General features: G+C 46.9%; 1 protein-coding gene and 1 pseudogene. Both read right to left on the reverse strand.

Annotated features, from left to right (window positions below):
• Positions 1-202: 202 nt before the first annotated feature.
• The gene (gene tnpB / locus HHA41_RS13015; protein ID WP_004691519.1) at positions 203-538 is read right to left on the reverse strand and encodes an IS66 family insertion sequence element accessory protein TnpB; all 336 of its coding nucleotides are present in this window, start codon (positions 536-538) and stop codon (positions 203-205) included.
• Positions 535-715 (reverse strand): annotated as a pseudogene (locus HHA41_RS13020) (IS66 family insertion sequence element accessory protein TnpB); the annotation flags it as partial. The gene tnpB and the pseudogene HHA41_RS13020, both read right to left, overlap by 4 nt.

Genomic DNA, 715 nt, shown 5'->3' on the forward strand with positions numbered 1-715 from the left:
AATTGCTGGTTTGATTTTTCTAATTCTTGATTTGATTGTGCCAGAGACTGATGCTGCATTGCCAACTGTCTGGTAAATTCCAGCAGTTGTTCATGGGTCAGTTGGCTTAAGTCTGGCAGCGTATTCATGACCGCAGTATGCCTGAGGTCATGACGCAGAGGAAATAGAACGTTTGGAGAATAGCAGAATGGAACAGCCTAGTTTAGAGCATCGTCACCACCTGCTGTCGTCCAATGCGCTGCCAAGGTAAACCCTGGATCAGTGCCTGTAACTGTTCCGGACTGATCGCCATGCTTTCACCCTGGTGAACCTGCGCCCAGTGGAATTTTCCCTGTTCCAGCCGCCGGGCACACAGCCAGATGCCCAGTCCATCATGTACCAGCACTTTCATGCGATGGCCACGTTTATTACAGAACAGGTAAGCACAATGCGGTTTAATGTAGCCAAAGGCTCTCACCACCTGAGCCATGATAGTATCCATCCCTGCTCGCATATCCAGAGGTTGGGTAGAAAGCCAGATTTCATCAATGCGGATCATGTTGCAAGTGCCTTGAGTAATTCTGCTAAAGCAGATATTTCTGATACTTGCCATTTCAAGCCAATTTCTGCTTTTGAGTGGGGTAAAGTAATTTGAACCGTTAACATGTCAGTAGGAGTAGGATCTAATGGTGCAGAGCAAGATAAGGCAATAAATGCAGGTTTATTCGGTAGTGGT

Source organism: Acinetobacter sp. A1 (assembly GCF_012371315.1).
GTDB lineage: Bacteria > Pseudomonadota > Gammaproteobacteria > Pseudomonadales > Moraxellaceae > Acinetobacter.